Source organism: Paraburkholderia sediminicola (genome assembly GCF_046026895.1).
GTDB classification, from domain to species: Bacteria; Pseudomonadota; Gammaproteobacteria; order Burkholderiales; family Burkholderiaceae; genus Paraburkholderia; species Paraburkholderia sediminicola_C.
The window spans coordinates 1-17,793 of sequence record NZ_JAQQEU010000083.1; the positions used below are offsets into that span (position 1 = coordinate 1).

17 protein-coding genes and 2 pseudogenes are annotated in these 17,793 nt (G+C 63.3%); 7 read left to right on the top strand and 12 right to left on the bottom strand.

The window, feature by feature from the left end; translation table 11 throughout:
• Positions 1–115 precede the first annotated feature (115 nt).
• A complete protein-coding gene (locus tag PQR02_RS33905) occupies positions 116–883 on the bottom strand; it encodes a bestrophin-like domain (protein WP_408242041.1) in 768 nt (255 codons plus the stop codon).
• Positions 884–1,431: 548 nt separating this feature from the next.
• On the opposite strand from PQR02_RS33905, the pseudogene PQR02_RS33910 reads away from it, so the two are divergent.
• Positions 1,432–1,869, top strand: a pseudogene (locus tag PQR02_RS33910) (porin family protein); the annotation flags it as partial.
• A 187-nt stretch (positions 1,870–2,056) separates the two neighbouring features.
• Entirely contained in the window at positions 2,057–2,923 is an 867-nt protein-coding gene (locus PQR02_RS33915; RefSeq protein ID WP_408242043.1) for an SDR family NAD(P)-dependent oxidoreductase, read from the top strand.
• Between the two features lie 25 nt (positions 2,924–2,948).
• Here PQR02_RS33915 and PQR02_RS33920 read toward each other — a convergent pair whose 3' ends face one another.
• Both PQR02_RS33920 and PQR02_RS33925 read right to left on the bottom strand, forming a co-directional pair.
• On the bottom strand, positions 2,949–4,037 hold the full coding sequence (locus tag PQR02_RS33920; protein WP_408242045.1) for an SDR family oxidoreductase: 1,089 nt from the start codon (positions 4,035–4,037) through the stop codon (positions 2,949–2,951).
• 618 nt (positions 4,038–4,655) lie between these two features.
• Entirely contained in the window at positions 4,656–5,465 is an 810-nt protein-coding gene (locus tag PQR02_RS33925; protein ID WP_408242103.1) for a glucose 1-dehydrogenase, read from the bottom strand.
• 404 nt (positions 5,466–5,869) lie between these two features.
• Between PQR02_RS33925 and PQR02_RS33930 the strand changes: the two genes are divergently transcribed.
• The gene (locus PQR02_RS33930; RefSeq protein WP_408242047.1) at positions 5,870–6,466 is read left to right on the top strand and encodes an AI-2E family transporter; all 597 of its coding nucleotides are present in this window, start codon (positions 5,870–5,872) and stop codon (positions 6,464–6,466) included.
• Here the strand turns inward: PQR02_RS33930 and PQR02_RS33935 are convergent.
• The 6 genes and pseudogenes from PQR02_RS33935 to PQR02_RS33960 form a co-directional block, all read right to left on the bottom strand.
• Complete coding sequence (locus PQR02_RS33935) at positions 6,352–6,615, bottom strand: phage integrase central domain-containing protein (protein ID WP_408242049.1); 264 nt, start codon at positions 6,613–6,615, stop codon at positions 6,352–6,354. The genes PQR02_RS33930 and PQR02_RS33935 overlap by 115 nt on opposite strands.
• A 201-nt stretch (positions 6,616–6,816) precedes the next feature.
• Positions 6,817–7,786, bottom strand: a pseudogene (locus PQR02_RS33940) (fatty acid desaturase); the annotation flags it as partial.
• Between the two features lie 133 nt (positions 7,787–7,919).
• Positions 7,920–8,744, bottom strand: coding sequence for a CDP-diacylglycerol pyrophosphatase (locus tag PQR02_RS33945; protein ID WP_408242052.1), 825 nt, complete (start codon positions 8,742–8,744; stop codon positions 7,920–7,922).
• Positions 8,745–8,828: 84 nt separating this feature from the next.
• Positions 8,829–10,283 (bottom strand): indoleacetamide hydrolase, encoded by a 1,455-nt coding sequence (iaaH, locus tag PQR02_RS33950; protein ID WP_408242054.1) that lies wholly within the window; start codon positions 10,281–10,283, stop codon positions 8,829–8,831.
• Positions 10,284–10,716: 433 nt separating this feature from the next.
• Positions 10,717–10,932, bottom strand: a complete 216-nt coding sequence (locus tag PQR02_RS33955; protein WP_408242056.1) for a transcriptional regulator — start codon at positions 10,930–10,932, stop codon at positions 10,717–10,719.
• Between the two features lie 357 nt (positions 10,933–11,289).
• Positions 11,290–11,949 (bottom strand): NADPH-dependent FMN reductase, encoded by a 660-nt coding sequence (locus PQR02_RS33960; protein ID WP_408242058.1) that lies wholly within the window; start codon positions 11,947–11,949, stop codon positions 11,290–11,292.
• 410 nt (positions 11,950–12,359) lie between these two features.
• Between PQR02_RS33960 and PQR02_RS33965 the strand changes: the two genes are divergently transcribed.
• Positions 12,360–13,076 carry a J domain-containing protein gene (locus tag PQR02_RS33965; protein WP_408242105.1) on the top strand — a complete coding sequence of 239 codons (717 nt, stop codon included), beginning with the start codon at positions 12,360–12,362 and terminating at the stop codon, positions 13,074–13,076.
• Between the two features lie 4 nt (positions 13,077–13,080).
• Here PQR02_RS33965 and PQR02_RS33970 read toward each other — a convergent pair whose 3' ends face one another.
• Positions 13,081–13,746 carry a gamma-glutamylcyclotransferase gene (locus PQR02_RS33970; RefSeq protein WP_408242060.1) on the bottom strand — a complete coding sequence of 222 codons (666 nt, stop codon included), beginning with the start codon at positions 13,744–13,746 and terminating at the stop codon, positions 13,081–13,083.
• Positions 13,747–14,207: 461 nt separating this feature from the next.
• Between PQR02_RS33970 and PQR02_RS33975 the strand changes: the two genes are divergently transcribed.
• Complete coding sequence (locus PQR02_RS33975; RefSeq protein ID WP_408242107.1) at positions 14,208–14,810, top strand: arsenate-mycothiol transferase ArsC; 603 nt, start codon at positions 14,208–14,210, stop codon at positions 14,808–14,810.
• A 396-nt stretch (positions 14,811–15,206) separates the two neighbouring features.
• Here the strand turns inward: PQR02_RS33975 and PQR02_RS33980 are convergent, their stop codons facing one another.
• Positions 15,207–15,533: an H-NS histone family protein gene (locus PQR02_RS33980; protein WP_408242062.1), complete on the bottom strand. Its 327-nt coding sequence runs from the start codon at positions 15,531–15,533 to the stop codon at positions 15,207–15,209.
• Positions 15,534–16,289: 756 nt separating this feature from the next.
• Here PQR02_RS33980 and PQR02_RS33985 point away from each other — a divergent pair.
• Positions 16,290–16,610, top strand: coding sequence for a hypothetical protein (locus PQR02_RS33985; protein ID WP_408242064.1), 321 nt, complete (start codon positions 16,290–16,292; stop codon positions 16,608–16,610).
• Between the two features lie 55 nt (positions 16,611–16,665).
• Here PQR02_RS33985 and PQR02_RS33990 read toward each other — a convergent pair whose 3' ends face one another.
• Entirely contained in the window at positions 16,666–16,938 is a 273-nt protein-coding gene (locus PQR02_RS33990; RefSeq protein ID WP_408242066.1) for a hypothetical protein, read from the bottom strand.
• A 310-nt stretch (positions 16,939–17,248) separates the two neighbouring features.
• Here PQR02_RS33990 and PQR02_RS33995 point away from each other — a divergent pair, with 310 nt between their 5' ends.
• Positions 17,249–17,779: a low affinity iron permease family protein gene (locus PQR02_RS33995; RefSeq protein ID WP_408242068.1), complete on the top strand. Its 531-nt coding sequence runs from the start codon at positions 17,249–17,251 to the stop codon at positions 17,777–17,779.
• The last annotated feature ends 14 nt before the right edge of the window (positions 17,780–17,793 follow it).

Below are 17,793 nucleotides of genomic sequence, written 5' to 3' on the forward strand. Positions count from 1 at the left end.
TCCACGGATAGCGGGCAGTTGTGGAGCGGCTAAAGCAGGTCTTTACCCGACATGGTCCGCAACCGTCAGGCATGCGCAACATGCATGAGTACCCATCGACACAGGCGCCGGGCGTTCACGACTTGGGCAGCGACTGGGCCGTGCTGATAAGGTTTTGAGGCACCACCCGGATGATGCCCCTGCGCGGGCTGTCGATGTCCGCAATGAGCATGAACGACAGCGCCACCACCATGGGCATGATCAGCAAGAACCGCTTCTTCGCGGTCGCGCTGCGCGACCCGTAGCCAACCAGCAGGTTGCTGAACACGCCCAGCACAATCATCAGCGACCACGACTCGAGCGGGACACGGTTCCGCCATGCAGCCTGCGTGTATCCCTGCGTATTGATCACATCGTTCATGCCGGCAACGGCCAGCGCGGTGACGGGATTCGGTTGAGGCGCTGCACCGTTACGGGCGGCCGCCCATAGTTCCGTCTGCAATTCAGCCGTTTTCGAGTTTATTTCGTCCAGTTCGTGCGGATCGCGAGCCTGATAAAACAGAATGCGCTGCTCAACGTATTGCGCCAGAAGCGAGCGTATCGTTGCTGCTTCCGCGGCGGGCAGAAGGTCCGCGCGAAGGAACTCAGTCCCGATCGCGTTGGCCTCTTCTTCCTCGTAATTCTTGCGCTGGTCATATCGCCCCACGGCCATTGACAGGCTGAAACCGATCACGAGGGCGAGCAGGGTCAGGGTGGCAGACTTGACTACGTCGAAGTCTTCTCGAGCATCGCTATCGAGTGGCTTGCCGCGTCGCAGTAACACAGCGCCGATCCATGCGGCCATCGACATCAAAACGAACGAGGTGATGAAGAAATAACGTGGAAAACTCACGACTTGTTCCATTCCTGGCTCCTCTATGATTCTTGATAGTGTTGAGGCCACGGGTTGCACCTGTCTATTTCCCGAATGTCTCCAATAATAACGGTGGGACGCAGAAGTATATGCAGTCAGCGCCACCGGTGGTAATGGCAACCCGGCAACGTACTTGCGCGATACGGAGAACCAAAAGGGCGGCGGCTGATTCCCAAATGTCCGCTCGCCCCCTCGACAAGAGGCGGTCGCACCATCCCGACAGCGGCGTTCACGAACCCGGCGATGAGTTCGTAGGCGGTGAGGTCCCGGTTACAAATGTGCTTTCTGACCGAGCCATTAAGATAACTATGCCAATCGATGAGCCAGGGCCGCCTCTGTTGTGATCTCATCGCACACTCGTCATTCCCGTCTGAGTATTCATTTGTTCCCGAACGCCCCCGCGATCTGCCGCGCCCGCTTGACGTCATCGCCATGCGGGTAGATCGAGGTCGTGGAGATCGAGGGATGACGGAGGTTGTCGCGAGCGATGGTCAGTTACGAAGGTCAAGCCCGAAGCCGCGAAGCGGTGCGCCAGTGGCGTAGCGGGCCAGACGCAGGGCGGCACGCGGGAGTCCACGGTTTTGCAGTACGAGAACTACGGACTGAACCTTGCCGCGGCCTATTACAACGAGCACGGCACCAAGCCCAGTCCGATCAGCGTGGCGACCGTGCTGAACAACAACCGGTTCTACTATACCGGCGCGCTGTATTCGATCAACGGCTTCACCGTCAGCACGTCGTTTAGCAGCGGCCGCAATCCCGCGCATGCGAGTACCACCAATTTCGACATGATTTCCGGCGGCTTCGGCTATCGGTTCACACCGGCTTTTGAAGTGACTAGCGATGTGTATTACATCAAGGGCGAAAATAAATCGGCAACAAATCGATCAAACATGTGGTCGGGGCGAACTATCGTCTATCCAGGGCTATGTCGTTGTATGCGCAAGTGGGGCTATGTCGACAACCGCGCAAGATGAATCAGTCGATCGAGTATGGATAGCCTGGCGCACCGGGCACCAATACGACGGCGGCGATGGTCGGCATCAGAAAGCGGTTCTGTCGGCTGCCGCCAGGCCCCTTGAGGCTGCTTTTGCGCAATCGAACTCCTATGATGTCGAAGGTGCAAGCCGTTCTTGAACGGACACAATCAGCAGGGGGCATTCCATGATTCGACCTGAGCAGCGGGTATCGGTTGTGACGGGCGCGACCGGCGGGATCGGGCGCTGGATCGCGCTCGGCCTCGCGCAGGCCGATCATCATGTGGTGCTGGTGTGCCGGGACGCTGAGAAAGGGCACGCGCTTTCCGCCTGGATCAGGGATCGCGCGCCCGCCGCGAGCACGGAACTGAGGCTCGCCGATCTGAGTTCGCTGCGCGCAGCACGACATCTCGGCGAGGAGATCGCCGCCGCCCACCCAAGACTAGCCGTGCTCGTCAATAACGCCGGGATGTTCACGGCGCGGCGCACGACAACCGTGGAAGGCCACGACATCGTGATCGCGGTCAACCATCTCGCACCGCTCGTTCTAACCGATGCGCTCGAAGGCGCGCTGCGGGCGGGACGTCTTTCGCGAATCGTGAACGTGGGTTCGTCGACCTCGGACCGCGCGCGCATCGATCCCGACAATCTCGAACTCGTGCGGCATTGGGGTATGGTGCGCGCCTATGGCCGTTCCAAACTGGCGATGATGATGTCGACTTTCGTGCGGGCGCAACGACTGCGCGGCAGCGGCGTAGTGGCGAACGTCGTTCATCCGGGGATGGTGGCGACTGGTCTGGTCCGCGAACGCGGCGCAATCGGGTTAGCGTGGCGGCTCATGGGTCCGTTCCTGCGTAGCGGGCAACAGGGCGCCGACACGCCGCTACAGGTTGCCCTGGCGGCCGATTGGGAAGCGGTCAGCGGCGCCTATGTGAAAGACCGTGCGTCGGTTCGTCCGAACCGGCGAGCCCTGGACCCAGTGCTGCTGGATCAGGTTGACGCCGCATCGAGGGCATTGGCGGCATGCAGCACCGTCGTGGACGCGCTGCCTTAACGGCTGGGCAGAAGACGCGCGCCACTCAATCCAGCGCATGCTCCTGGACCGGCGTCTCATCCGTCGGGAGTCCGGGCGGCGGCTGCCTTCCCGGTTGCGGCGTCAGGCGGCCTGGCGCCCGCCAGCGTGCGAGCACACCAAGGATACGTATGTGCATGCTGCCGGTACGCGCCAGGGCGTCGAAGCCGCCGCGCGCCGGTGAAGCGGTTTCGGAGGCGGCGAACAAGGTGGGTGCGTGCCGCTCCTGCAGCGTCGCCTGGTCGGTCAGTTGCCCGCCATAACCGAGCTTGCGTATGGCTCGCGCGACAAGGCCCGGCATGAATCGAGCACTGATTGAAAACAGGATGGCCGTGGAGGTCACCGGCATTTCCGCGCGCCCGCTGATCAGCGCAAGGCGGATTGCCTCGGCGACGACCTCCGGCTGGTAGACCGGCGGCATCGGCCGCCCCAGTTGCCCCATGTGAGAGATCGCGTGATCGAAGAAAGGCGTGTTCACCGCGGGCGGGAACACACTGGTCAGGCGCACATGGCTGCCGTCCTGGGCTAGTTCCGCGCGAACCGACTGGCCGAAGCCGCGGACCGCATGCTTCGCGCCGCTGTAAGCGGACAGCAACGGCATGCCGTGAAACGCGACCGCGGAACAGACGTTGACGATCGAGCCTCGATCGCGCGGCAGGAATCGCCGCAAGGCGACACGGGTGCCGTGGACCGTGCCCATGTAAGTGACCTCGGTGACGCGCTGGAACTCCTCGGCCGGGGTATCCAGGAAGCGCCCGTAGGTGCCGTTGCCGGCGCAGTTGATCCACGCGTCGATGGGGCCGAGCGTCCGCTCGATGCGCGCGGCTGCCGCTTCCAGTGCGCCGAGATCGGCCACATCGGCCTGTTCCATGGCGGCCATCGCGCCGTGGCGGCTGACATCGTCGAACGTGGCCTGCAGGCCGGCCCGCCCGCGAGCAATCAGGCCGACCCGCCAGCCATGCTGGGCAAACAGGTTGGCCGTGCTGCGTCCGATCCCCGAAGACGCGCCGGTGATCACAATCACGGCCGTCGCGGCCTGTGGGTCTGGACAGGCATGACGGCCTGATCGCATCAGGAATTCGGAGGGGCGAAGCATGCGTATCTCCCTGTCGGTCCTGCCTTTGGAGGCCGGCTGACCCGCGCTTCGGCGATGGGGAAGGGGTAGGACCCGGCGGCCATTCTGTCGAGATTTGCCAATCTCCGACTGAGAGTATTTCATGTCGGAAGCTCGCGGTATTGGACTTTAGGCCCATGGGCGCGCGTAGGGAGAGCTGGGCAAAGGCGCGAATCGGATCGCGCGGCTTATCCACAGAAAATGTTCATATCCTTATGGCCAGGTTCTGGTCAAGGACGCAAAGCGCTTGATCGCAGAGCGATTTCTTCATTGGTACAACGAACAAGCGCAGGCGGGCGGTGGGCGGCACGCTTGTCGATCTGGATCAGTTCGCCCGCACATGACCCCGCCATCGGTCGTCAGGACCTTCGTGCACCATGAACACGATCCGCATAACTTGAAATAATTAATCTATGGTCCCTCCCATTTTGTAAGAGCAATATGAGAATGTCGTGTTTCAGCAAGATACAGATGTCGTGTTTTGCGGCGGATGCCATGCTCGGCGTTTCCGGTCTGATTGCGGGAGCCCGCCATGCGTGCAACTGAACTGTTGACACTGAACATGCGCGAACTCCACCGTTTAAGGGGTTTCCACAACGATCAACCTCCTGTTTCGAACCCAGGGTACAGCGTCATCCCTCCGTCGATGAAGAGCGTCGTGCCGACGATGTAGTCCGTGAAGTCCGACGCCAGCCAGACCGCGGCTCGGCCGATCTCCTCGATCTCGCCGATGCGCTTGTAGGGCACGAGCTTCATCAGTTCGGCATAGGCCTCGGGGGTGGACCATGCCGCGTGGTTGATCGGCGTTCGGATCGCGCCCGGCGCTATGGAATTGACGCGGATGCGCTTCTCGGCGACCTCCTGCGCCAGGCTCTTCATCAGCAGCATCAGCCCGCCTTTGGAGGCCGCGTAGTTCACGTGGCCGGCCCACGGAATCACCTCGTGGACCGAACTGGTGAAGATGATCTTGCCCGCTGCCACCGAGATTCCCGGCCGCACACCGCGGCGAAGGAACTCGCGCACTGCCTCGCGTGCGCAAAGAAAGGCGCCGCGCAGATTGACATTAATCACGGCGTCCCATTGCCCGACACTCATCTCGTGGAACGGCGCGTTGCGCTCCATGCCGGCGTTGCTGACAAGGATATCGATGGTGTCAAACTCGAGCACCGCCGCGGCGAACATGGCTTGCACTTGCGCCTCGTCGGCTACGTCGGCCAGTGCGGTGATAGCGCGCTGCCCACCGCTGCGAATCTCCTCGGCCACCGCTTCGGCGTCCGCCGGGTTCGCCACGTAATTGACTATCACGTTGGCACCAGCACTGCCGAGCGCCACAGCGATGGCGCGGCCGATACCGGAATTGGCACCGGTAACCAGCGCGGTCTGGCCCTTGAGCAAGTCTAGCGACCTCATGACCGGGATCACAGGCTGCGGTAGGTTCCTGTTGGCGTAGTAACTCTGCATGGCATGTTCCTCCGTTCAGCTGCCGAGCAGGCACGGTGTCATGCGGGCTTCGCAGCCGCGCCTGCGCGCGAGCGGCTAGACCAGTTTCACCTGCAGCGGGCTCAATGCTATTTCAATAGTCATTTCCAAGGTAGCTTACCGTCGAATTCCGCGGAGTCCATGGGACTAAGGTCCAATGGCGGTGGTGCTTCGAAGGTTGTAGCCTGAGTAGGCGAGTCATCGGGTCTGCAGTCTGCGCACCAGTCCGACGCAAGCTTGGCCGCTGCCCATCTCTCAGGCTTGTCGGCGGCATGTACGACCGGACCGCACGCCCCCCGCGCGGCTGCGGCCGGGTCACGTATCGGGAGAATGACGTGAATTCGCGACCGCAGGCGGATATTGCTCGCATCCTGCTGATCATCGTGATTCTGTCGCTGCTGATCTTCGGCAGTCTTTATATCGTTCGTCCGTTTCTGCCGGCGCTGATCTGGGCAACGATGATCGTCGTCGCCACCTGGCCCGTGATGATCGGTATCGAAAAGCACGTCGGTGGCCACCGCTGGATCGCCGTCACCGTGATGCTGGTCGGGCTGCTAGTCGTGATCGTGCTGCCGCTGTACGGGGCGGTGTCGACGCTCGCCGAGCACGGCGGCGACATTACCGAGCAGGCCGAGGCACTCTCGGACTACACGCTGCCTCGCCCACCCCGCTGGCTGCATGAAGTGCCGCTTGCTGGCGAACGCTCCGCACGCGAGTGGCAGCGCTTGCCCGAAGCAGGTCTCGGCGGCATCCTTGCGCAAGTGCAGACTTATGCAATCGTCGCCGCGAAATGGCTGTTCTCGCAAGCGGGAGCAGTTCAGTGGCGCGTAGGAGGGAGCATCACCGCGTCCGACTCTTTGAGAGCCGCAACAGGATTGGCCTCGGCCCGCCCCGTGATAATCGCCCGCCTGAATATCGCGTCAAGGTGCTGACGAAGACGCACTGCGATATGAGGAGCACCCTCGACCTTTCGTTCATCGGCTGAAAGGGTTTTGCGCTTTGCCATCAATTGCAGCAGGTCGTAGACGTGAGCCACCTTGATATCGCGTACTGGCATGTTCCCGAGTGGCGAATCTTTCACATAGCGCGAGAGAAAGCGTATGGCCTGCCCGCAGTAGTACTTGCTCCGCCTGTCGCGGTTGTCTCAATCCACTCCTCGCAGACGGCCCAAAAGGTGTTCTTGTTGCGTCTGATTGCCTGCAGTTGCAGCTGCTTCTCGTAGGCCTTGGGGTGGATGCCGGACGCCACCAGTTTGGCCGCGTCGATGCGACGTTGGCGGGCGTCGCATGCGGATTACTCTGGATCAAACCGGAGATATCCTCATGAACTGGAGGCGCAACCGAAGCGAACGCGTAAAGCCTCAACCATTCGCTGTAACCATTTACCAGAAAGCCTCCAGAGCGATCGATGTATTGCTGACGGTACCTTTTATAGACCGACCGGAGTGCAAACCAGGGGACGTGCGGCAGATCATGATGAACTGCATGATAGTTGTTGTTGAGAAACAGCAAGCGCCAGCACCATCCCGCGTCGTTGACGACGGTGCGGTGCGCATGGTCCTGCGCCACGCGATGTTCATGAAACGAGCGGACCGACGCGAGCGACAGCGCGCCATACCCCACGCCGACGATAAAAACCCACGCCGGTATCGCGCAAACCTGCTGCAACCAGAAGGTGAGCGCGGTCAGTGCGGCGAAGTGCGCGAGCCATGCCGGCACGTCGCGCCAGTCGCCGCGTTTGATCTTGCCGAGCGCCTGCGCGTTCGTTGCTGCAATCGCGAATGCGGGGCCCACCAGCAGCCGGCCAATCAGCGTATTGCGGAACGCCAGCAGCGCGCGAATCGCGGGCCCCGCATGCAGCCACATCTGCTGACTGACGAAATAGCTTTCGGGATCGCGGCCCGGATGTGTCAGATGCGGATCGTCGTGATGCTGAAGATGCGAGTCGCGATAGATGGGATAAGGGAACCACACCGCAAGCGGCATGAAGCCGAGCAGCGCGTTGACGAACGGCGAACGGGTCGGATGGCCATGCAGCAATTCGTGCTGCAACGACATGTACCACGTGCTGAATACCGTCAGCAGTCCCGCGCTCAACGGCAGGCCGAGTTCGCGCGCATGGGTCGCCACGCCGAACCAGCCACCGTAGATCGCGACGACCAGCGCCCAGGTCGGCCATTGCGAGCGCCACGTGAGGCTGGTTGCCTGCCGGGTGAGGGAAGTGCGTTGCGCGTCGTCGAGATAAATCGCCATGGGCGGGGTCGGTCATCAAGCAGATTCAGACCGATCCTACGGACCAACGCGTGACGCCAGAACCATTTTATTGAGCAATGCATCTGCTCGATCGTGCAAAGGCGGCGAAAGCGGTAGCGGCGCGGGGTCAGGCTCAATGGGCATCCGCCACGCGGCATGCGTGATCCATGAGCCCTTCGGCCGAGCCGCTGCCGTTGCCGACTGCGGTGCCGCTGTTGACGATCAGCCAGCCGTCCTTGTCGGCGTCCGGTCCGGCGCCGGTCACGAGGATAGTTTGCGTCGCCATGGCCGCGGCGCCATGATGGTCGCGCGCGACGACGCGGAAAGGATTGCTGGTCCCGGCGAGCGATGTCACGCGTCTGATCCGGTAGCGCTCGCCGTCGATCGTCTGCCAACGCCATTCGTCAGGCGTGTCCTTCGCGTGCCCCGCGAGCACGGCGCTGACGTCGCGGCGCAGGCAGTCGATATGGATATGCAACTGGTTTTGCGTGCGGCTATATTCGGAGTTGATTTCGAGGCCGAGCCGATCGTCCGGCAACGCGCGCCCGACGGCAGTCTCGACGTAATGCCGCGAGCCCCACGCGTCGACCCAGTAATCTTGCGCACGCGGCGCCAGCACGAGCGGGCTTTCGATGCCGGTGATGCGGTCGGTCGGAATCAGCAGATACTGCGAGCGGCCGACGATATCCTTCAGGATCACATAACGTTTGTCCAGATCGACCATCGTGCATTGGCCCGGCGTGCCGGTGGCCTGCTGCGACGGCACACAGCGTATGTCCACGATCTTCCACAGCGCGTTGGAATCGACCGTGGCGAGGCGCGCGCAGGCGGTTGCACTGCATAGGACGGCTAACGTGGCCGCCAGGCTCACGGCGTGGCGTATGACAGTTCGCCGCGCTTGCGGCTGAGTGTGCGGCTGAGTTTGCGGGTGGGCGGGGGTGGATGTTCGTGTCGTCATCGGCACTTTGGCTGGCGGTTTCAGAGAGGTTGTCGTTGGCGTCAAGCGCTACGGGCGGTCAACACGGCAGCGCGATCTGCGGCGTCAAAGCACCGGCGCCGGCAGGCCGCCAAGACACTCCTCGACCGCGACGCCGATCGCCAGCAGCCGCCGGTCCGAGCCGAGCGGCCCGTCCAGTTCGAGGCCGACCGGCAGCCCGCTCGCGCTCATCCCGGCGGGCAGCGACAGTCCTGGAATGCCCGACGTGCTGGCCGGATCGGTATTGCGCAGGAACGCTAGCATCGTGTCGATCGGCGGCGCGCCGTCGATCGAGACCGTCGACGAACCGCTCACGTCGTCGATCGGCACCGCGGTCAGGCGTGTGGTTGGAAACAGCAGCGCGTCAAGGCGCTCGGCGGCGAACGTCGCGGCCATGTACTGCTGCAGGCGCGGCCGCCAATGGTTCAGCGCCGCCGCGTATTGCGCGCCGAGCACATCCGCGAGCACGCTGTCGTAGATCGCGCGCACATCCGGGCTCGCGATGCGCGCGGCCAGTTCGGCCACCGTGCTGACCGGCGCATGGTTGGCGACGAGCCAGGCGAACAGGTCGTCGCGCGCTTCGTGAATCGCAACCGGACCGGCGACCATCGCATTCAGGTGCTCCAGCTCGCTCATCGCCACCGGCACGAACACGACGCCGGCCGCTTCGAGCCGCACCAGCGCGGCGCGCGCCACGTCGTCCACCTGGCGTTCGAGCCCGTCCCACAGCGGCGCGGGCAGGCCGATGCGCAGGCCGTTCAGCGCGAGCGCGGGCAACGCGCCGGCCGAGGTGATCACGCCGTCGAGCAGCGCGAGGTCGGCGACGCTGCGCGCCATCGGTCCCACGGTGTCGCGCGTATGGCTGATCGGCACCACGGCGTCTGGATCGTGATAGCGCCGCTCGGCGCCGCCGTTGCCGACCGACGGCCGGAACCCCGCGGTCCCCGTCAACGCCGCCGGAATGCGGGTCGAGCCGCCGGTATCGGTGCCCAGACCCGCGGGCACGATCCGCGCGGCGATCGCCACCGCGGTGCCGCCCGACGAGCCGCCCGGAATCAGCGAGGGATCGTAAGGATTACGTACCGGGCCGGCATGCGGGGCAAAATTCGTACTAGTGATGCCGAACGCCAGTTCGTGCATGTTCGCTTTGCCGAGCACGATCGCGCCGGCGTCGATGAGCCGTTGCACGGACGGCGCGTTGGTCGACGGCACGAAGCCCGCGAGAGCGGGCGTGCCCGCCGAGGTCTGCAAGCCCGCCGTATTGATGTTGTCCTTGATGACCACCGGCAGGCCGGCGAGCGGCAACTGCGCCTTTGCCGAGGCGGGCAGCGCGTCGATGCGCCGGGCGGCGGCGAGCGCGCCGGGGAGGTCGAGCGTGGTGAGCGCGTTGAGGCTCGACAGCGCGGCGGCGCGGGCGAGCAGCGTGCCCACGTAGTCGGTGGCGGCGAGGCGCCCGGACTGGATCGCAGCGACCGCTTGCGTGGCGTTCAGCGCGAGTTGTTCATCGACGGTCCAGGCCATGGGCGCGTCTCCTTATCGTCGGGTGCGTTGCCGGCGCGAGCGTGATGCGATGAGCGGCGCGATGCACGCGGCGCTCGGGCAACGCCGGGCGCGCGATCACGGCAAGTTCAGCGGAAATGGGGACGCCGGGCGGCCGCATGAGCCGGCGCACGCGTAGTGCGCGCGCGCGTGCCGCGCTTTACGCGGGCAACGCCCATGCGACTTCCGCAAGCATGGGCTGCGGGCTTTGGCAACATCGGTCGACGTGTCGGACATGGCGGCATGCAGAGGGCGTACTCGTGATGCCGCCTATTCTGGCACAGCCGTCCGAAAGCCGATGCCGGACGATGCAGCGGCCGCCGCTAGCAGGCCACTGCTTTCAGCTTCGCGCGCAACGCTTTCACGCCGCGAGCGCCGCGAGCCTTGGCCACCCCGACGATCGGCTCGAAGCACGTCACTGATGATTGTCGATCCACATACGTCCCCATCGGAACGCATAGGCGAGCGCATGTTCTTCGTCGAAGAAGTAATCGAGCGCATCGAACGAATACGCCTTGCCGTTGTTCGCGGAGGTCTTCTCGATGGTCAGATTGGCGGCGAACAGGCCATTGGGCAGCAGTTGCGCGACGGGCGCGACCTCGTAACCCTTGTAGCGGAAATGTGACTTCATGATGTCGACTTCTTATTAGTGTGCCCGCATGCGTTGCAAAAAAACCAGTGCGTAGGACGTAACCCATATCGCCGGACGTTCGATGAGTGGGCGGGTCGGGTCAAGCGTAGGGCGCGCCGCACAGCGAGTGAACCAATCTTTCGTCGTAAGCTAATCAGCGGGGTTCGGGAGCGGTCTTCAGGAGCCCGGATCGGATCGTATGCGCAGTGTCGATCACACTATCAGCGCGGCGGCCGCGCGGTCTGTTATGTCCCGCACGGTTCGCGCGAATGCCGCTGCCGTGGGCCGCGAGAGCGGTCCACGGGCATCGTGCGCGAGGGCTGGGTGAGAGAGGCGCGAGCGGTGTGCGGCGGAGAATCAGACCGCGTGCAGCAGGCGCGCGGGTGGCGTTTCGCCGAGCGGCTGGCCGGCCGAAAGCGGGTTCGGCGCGCGATGTGCATTGAACGCCAGCGCGAACTGCGCGGCCTGCTGGCCGACTGTCGCGAGCTGATCGACGACCTTCGGGTCTGAGCAGGTGTCGACGGTATCGAAGCGCGTTTCGAGCGTGTTGATGCCCGCGCCGAACGGCGTCGGCCAGCCGCGCAGCGCGTGGACGATCGAGCGCAGCGAGGTCAGCACCGAACCGGCGGCCTGCCAGCCATATGCGGTGACGATGCAGCCGACCGCGCGGCCGTCCAGATACGGGCGCTCGTCGGCGCGCAGTTCTTCGAGCGTGTCGAGCGCGTTCTTCACGAGGCCGGACACGCCGCCGTGATAGCCGGGCGTGGCGACGATCAGCGCGTCCGCGTGACGCACGGCGTCGATCAGTTCGAGCTGTTCTTCGGTGCGGTTCGGTTGTTCCGGCGCGTAGTGGGGCAGGCTATGCAGAAAGGTGCCGCCGAACAGGCGGGTGTTCGAGCCGGCGGCCTCGGCGCCGCGTAACGCGAAGCCGAGCGCGCGCTCGGTCGACGAAGCGGCGCGGGTCGTGCCGCCGATGCCGATGACGAGCGGCCGGCGGTGATGATCGAATCGGGTCAACGAGAGGCTCCTTCGGTAGCGGCTCACGGCACGCTGGCGCGGGGCTGCGCGCAGGCGGGCCGGGCCGAACCGGACTTTGAAGTGTCATCTTAATGACGAGCGGACGCGGGACGAAGCGACTTTTTGTTCTAACCATATAACCGCGCGCGGGCGCGTTGCGCTGCAAAGCACGTGAAGCCGCGCCGGATAAGCATATGGCGAACCCTTGTTTGGCCGCGTGACGGCCGACGGTTATGCTGGGTTCGTCTCCTCCATGACACTCCTTGACATGGGACTCGGCCTCGCCGCCTCGGTGGTGAGGCCTTTTTTTATTGTCGTTGCCGCGGCACTGGGGCGGGCCGTTTTAGAAAAATGCGCCTTTTCGCGTGCTACGATGGTCCGCGATGATTTTCGGCGAGATCCGGCAGGCAATGACGACCCTATACGACACGCTCGGCGTGCAAGCGCACGCCACCGACGAAGAAATCAAGCGGGCCTACCGCAAGGCCGCGATGAAGTGGCATCCGGACCGCAATCACGGCGCTGAGGACGTGGCGCGCGCCGCGTTCCAGGAAATCAAGGACGCGTACGCAATCCTCTCCGACGCCGAGCAGCGCAAGGTGTACGACGCGGTCTACGCGGAGCAGATGCGCCATTGGGAAGCCCAGCGCGCGCGTCAGCAGCACGCGCAGGCGCAGCGCGCGGCAGCGGCACGCGCGGCCGACGAAGCGGCGTATGCGGAGATGGTGTCGGTCGCGATCCGTTTCGCCGACGAAGGCCACAATCGCGATGTGCTGTTCGGCGTGCTGCTCGGGCGGCAATGCGAGCCGCGCCGGGCTGCGCAGATCGCAGACAGCGTGGCGGCGCTGCAGGCGTCGCGGCGCGCGGCGGCGAAGGCCGGGGAGGCTGGCGATGCAAGTCATGCGACTGATTCCGCCCATGCCGTTGATACCGCCAAAGATGCCGATATGCGGCCCGAGGCCGACGTGTTCGCAGTAAAGAATGCCGCCCGCGACGCGTCCGCCCATCGCGGGAAGCACGCCAACCACGCGAACCACGCGAAGCAAGACGAACCCACCGCCGACGCGCATCCCGCCGGCGCGCTCGGCGGTCTGTGGTTTCAGTTTCTGAACAGTCTGCGTTTTTGACGGATCATGCGGGCTGGCCGCTGATCCGCGTCAGCTCGCCCGCAAGCTCGTCGATATACGGATCGTTTATGCCGCAATCGGCTAACGCGCTTTGCAGCTTGAACACGTACTCCGCGTTCGTGCCGAAGAGGCCGGCGGCGACGGCCATCGAAGGCGCGATCGCGGCGGCGCGCGCGTCGCCTTCGTATTGCGAGTCGCCCGGCTCGGCGACGAACGCGATTGCGCAGACTTCGGTGCCGTCGTCGAGCGTGACCGGCGCCCAGGTCGGACGATAAGCGCCCGTCACCATTTCACGGATCCAGAGAATCCGCAGTTCTTCTTCGAGCGTTGCGCCGCACAGCCGCAGCGCCACGCCTTGCGTGCTGCCGCCCGGTTCGAGCGAGAGCATGCGCCCCGGCTGCTGCGGCGTGCCGCGCCCGGCGATCAACCGGATACAGAAACTGCGATGCCAGCCGTGCAGCGTCGCGATGCGGCGGCTGTCGAAATCCGAAATCGGATTCCACATCAACGAGCCGTAGGCGAAGACCCAGACGTCGCCGTCTTGTGGACGCTGCTGCATGGTCTGCGCGAGCGAAGCATCGATTTGCGCCTGAGTCCACAGCATCTCGCTCGGCAGAGAATCAAAACTTTCCAGGTATGCGCCGGAGCTGATGGCGTTTCTGTTTAGCATCAATGGGTCCCGTGATGAACGGCGCCGCGCGCCGACGTAAAAAACTCGTTGAAGTATGAGCGCGAGAGGCGGCGGAATAAATCGGCCCGCGGGAAACAGTGCGTCGCCTGATCGGCGCCAATGGGTCGGCGTCGGGGTGCGATGTTCGCCGGGCCCTTAAGTGGCGGCCCCGGGCATGGCGAACGGGGGCAAGGCGGCCAGCTCGTCACCCGCAGCCGTGTCTGCCGCCTCGCCTGTGGCCGACAGCATAATGTAAGCGTAATCGTCGCGCTGACACACTTCACGGCATGCGGTTCGCAAAGTTGCCTACCCGTGAATTGACTTCCCCTGGTGCAATTCCTGTGGCGCAAGTATTTAAGACGTCGTAGTGTCACGGGGGCGCAAGACTGGGTCGGCAGAATGTCACCCAGAAGCAAAAAAGAAAATACGGGTACGGGGTAAGCGTGACCAGAAAATATAAGGTGCTATTTCTTTGCCGCGATAATTCAGCATCCGGCGTGATTGCCGAAGCTTTGCTGCGCGAACTGGCGGGACACCGGTTCGAAGCGTTCAGCGCTGGGCCCGAGCCGGCCGCACGGGTGCATCCGCTCGCGGTCGCGCAATTGCGCTCGGGCGTATCGGCGCGCGACATATTGAGCCCGAAAAGCTGGCTGGAATTCACCGGCGAATGGGCGCCGAGAATGGACCTCATCATCGCACTGGACGAATCCGTCGACGAACATCATGCGCCCGTGTTTCCGGGCGCGCCTTCGTTGCTCGCCTGGAGCGTTGCCGATCCGCTCGTGGACGGCGTGCCGGACGACGAGCGCGTGCGGCTGTTCGACAAAATGTTCTGGCAGATCGTGCGGCAGGTCAGTGCGCTTATTGCGTTGCCGAAATTCGACACGCCGCGGGGGCAGGGCGGCGGTATCGGTAACAAGGCTTCCACAGCATTGCCCGCTAGCGATGCGCGCTGCACCGATAGCGGCCTCGCGAGCCCGCCGGTCGAGGCTTCATTGGGCACCGTAACGGTCAACCCGGTAATCGTCTCAGCGGAAGACCGGGCCACCACGTGCGACTCGTGAGTGTCGCAAGCCGTTGCTTCGCCTGAGAGGCGTCCCGGAACCTCAGGCCGCGCTCATTCGATGTCTTCTTTTCGCGGCGTTCATCGCTGCGTCGAGCGACCTCGGCCGGCAGCCGCGGTTTATCGGATTCATGCCTTTTCGCTGTGGATTCCCGCGTCACGTCTATTCGTAACTCGCATGGCCAGTCGCAGCTAGCTGACACGTGATTTTGCTACTCCGGCCGGCTATGCAGCGCGGCGGCGCGCACGAGCGCTGTCTGCAAAGAAAGGTATGTGCCGGCAATGCGCAAGCAGCGGCGCCTCGCGTGCGCACGTCAGCGGGCATGCGAAACCTGCGATATCCGACAGGAAAATGCGGGGCTGACCGGTTGAGCCAACGGCTCAACAGCCTGATGGCTTAACGGTTGTGGGAACGCGCAAGCGGACTTCCCGCGAACGGATCGTTTTTCCAGTCCACGTGTTTTTTCGGGTGCGGAGCAGGGGCCGGTTTGGCTGTCAATTCAAAGTGGTCGATTGATTGACCTGCGCTGATTGCCTGTTTCAGCCATTGAGGCATTTCACCCTGGCCGTCCCAACTGTCCCCCGTTGCGCTCCGGTAGCGTTCGGCCTTTTGCGCCAACGGCTCGGACGCCAGCGCGGCAGCGAGGTCTTCGGGTTTGATGCCAAACTCTTCCATGCGATGGCGGAGATACGCAATCATGCTATCTCGCTTCCTTTCGTCCATAAGATATTCGTCCTTCTAAAACGTCCAGCGTTCTGTCAATTACAGACTGCAAGCTAAAGTTGCGGTGCGTCGATCCCGTTTGAAAGGGGCCGGCCCGCGGTGGGGTTGTCGATCGAAGGAAATCCATGAGCCGCGTTATAAAACGTTGCTCCATAAATCGCGCTACAGCTTATGCCCAATCCGGCCGCCTATCGGGCTGGCCGTGGCGGGCAGTGAATATGCCAGCGATTCGCCGCAGGGCGGACAAGGCTGGACAAGCCTCGCGGCCGCAACGGAAAGAACTGAGGTGACAATGCACTGATTGCGAATGGCTGGTTTCACGTCCACGCTCCGTCTCTCGCCGGTGTTTCGCGCGCGCCGCTTTTTTACGTTATGGCAGCATCATAACGCACTGTGCAGACAACGCACGCGCCGCTTCAACTGATTTTCTTCACGAATGCGGTTTATCGAACGGAATAGGCCACGCCGCCACCAGCGGAGCCCCGGATTGAATTCCCAGGCGGGCGAGCTATAAAGAAATTGCGGAGCACACATTCGCGCTGCCAGCTTGCGGCGACCGATTTCACCTACCTTGGAGAAAGCGTCCGCCATCGGCTGCAAGTGTGGCAATTACTTAGTCGTTTGGTTCGGTGATCCGTCGCGGCAGTTGTGCATCGACATCGACTTGTTCCTCTGCCCGATTGGGCGAGCTGGCTTTTCGCGGATCAATTCTTTAGGAGGACGAGAACTGCTGCGCCGGATTCGAGGAGTCTGGACATGAAATTACGTTTATCGATGGTAGTCGCGAGCGCGTTGCTGTTCCTCGTGCCGAGAACCGCCAGCGCAATGGAACTCGACGGCCAGCCGGGCGCCGGCGCGTCGGGCCGCGCGCTGATGCAACAGAACGCGAACGAGTCGGCGCAGGCCACGACGGATATGTCGTACGGCGAAGCGGCTCAGGGGACGGACACTCGCACACAAGCTGTGCAGAACGTGTCATACGGCGGCGTGGCCGCGGGGCAATCGGACGCGGGGAGCGGGCGGCAGGGCAAGCCATGCTCTACCGGACCTCAGTGCAGGATCTATTTTGGTCAATGACGGATCCGCGAGTGGGGGCGGCGCTCGACAGAAAGCGCCGCGTCCCACCCGGTTTTCATGCAATGGCGACGACCGGCAGTGAGTGACCGGTGCGCTCGCCGAGACGGTCCACCATCTCGTCGACATGCTGTTTCTCCACTTCGGCACGCTCGGTGTAGCTGCGGAATTCGTCCAGCAGCGCGCGCCACGACGCATGCCAGCGTGTTTCCCTGATGCACACCCCCGACGGATCGGCAATACGCAGCACCCCGTTGTCCGGATAGAAGGTCAGGATGACCGGCATGCCGTCGATGACGCAAGTGGCGGTGCAGGGGCGGGTGGTGAGCATGTGGGATGTCCTCTGATGAGCGGATGATTGGCGAGTGAATTGCGTTTAGCGCTGACGGCCTCCGCAAGCGATGTGCCTGAAGTTGGCGCGTTACCGCTTCTTGTATCGACGGGAATGCGCTTGCGGAGAAGCAACGCTCACTTTCTTTCCGGATTGCAACTGCGAGCGGATCATCACGATCTGCTTTTTCATGCCGATCCATGACGGGGCAAGAGTGGTATCCGAGGAGGCTGCGTCTGGGGGGCGGAGCCGGCATGGTATGTGCTGCGGGTCAATCAGTTAATGCAAATCCGCACTACTGGAGGCAGGAATGCGAAAAGCCGAAAACCGCGCATACGCGAACAGCCTGGGCACTGCTCCCGACGCAGCCGATGCCGCATCCGCCACGAGCCACCCCAAGAGCCACCCCAAGAGCCACCCCATCACGCGAGCGTTCGATACATTCGCAAGTTCGGTGACGCGGCTCGCGGGGTCGCCGGTCGCTTTCGGCGTTGCGGCGATTACCGTGCTCGTCTGGGCTCTCACCGGGCCGCTGTTTCACTTTTCCGAGGGCTGGCAACTGGTCATCAACACGGGTACGACCATCATCACGTTTCTGATGGTATTTCTGATCCAGCAAAGTCAGAACAAGGACAGTGCGGCCGTGCATCTCAAGCTGAACGAGTTGCTCGCTTCGCATCGTGCCGCGAACAATCAGCTGATCGGAATCGAGGATGCCTCCGAAGAGGATCTTCGACGCCTCGCCGCCGCCTATTTGCGGCTTGCAAGCAAGGCTGCCGACTGCGCGGAAAGTGTCGACGTGGACGCTTGCATCGAACAGCCATCAAGGTCGCATCAATAAGAAAACGGCTGTCT